The sequence below is a fragment of the Paraburkholderia sp. SIMBA_053 genome (assembly GCF_046534895.1).
GTDB classification, from domain to species: Bacteria; Pseudomonadota; Gammaproteobacteria; order Burkholderiales; family Burkholderiaceae; genus Paraburkholderia; species Paraburkholderia caledonica.
This window is the reverse complement of the sequence record NZ_JAWRXU010001841.1, coordinates 1-232: the sequence shown is the minus strand read 5'-3', so window position 1 is coordinate 232 and position 232 is coordinate 1. Positions and strand designations below refer to the sequence as shown.

Here is a 232-nt window from a genome sequence, read left to right as displayed (position 1 = left end):
CGGCCAGAATCGCGAGACAGATTCTTTTCATGTTGTTATTCCTCCTTGGACGCTCGTCGGGCGCAACGCGAGCGGGACGAGCGGGACGAGCGGGGCGAGCATTGGCGCGCGTTTGCGGGTAGCCGCGAGGCCGGCGCGCAAGACAGCCGTTGTGCCGGCCGCCGCGCTGCAAGGCGCGTTCGGCAGCCGGGCGCGAACGCGTCGAGGCGCGCTGACGGCGCGCCACACGCCC

General features: G+C 71.1%; 1 protein-coding gene. It reads right to left on the bottom strand.

Going from position 1 to position 232, the window contains the following annotated elements:
- Positions 1-27: 27 nt before the first annotated feature.
- A partial coding sequence (locus SB753_RS41895; protein ID WP_410805799.1) for a hypothetical protein occupies positions 28-232 on the bottom strand: 205 nt, incomplete at its 5' end.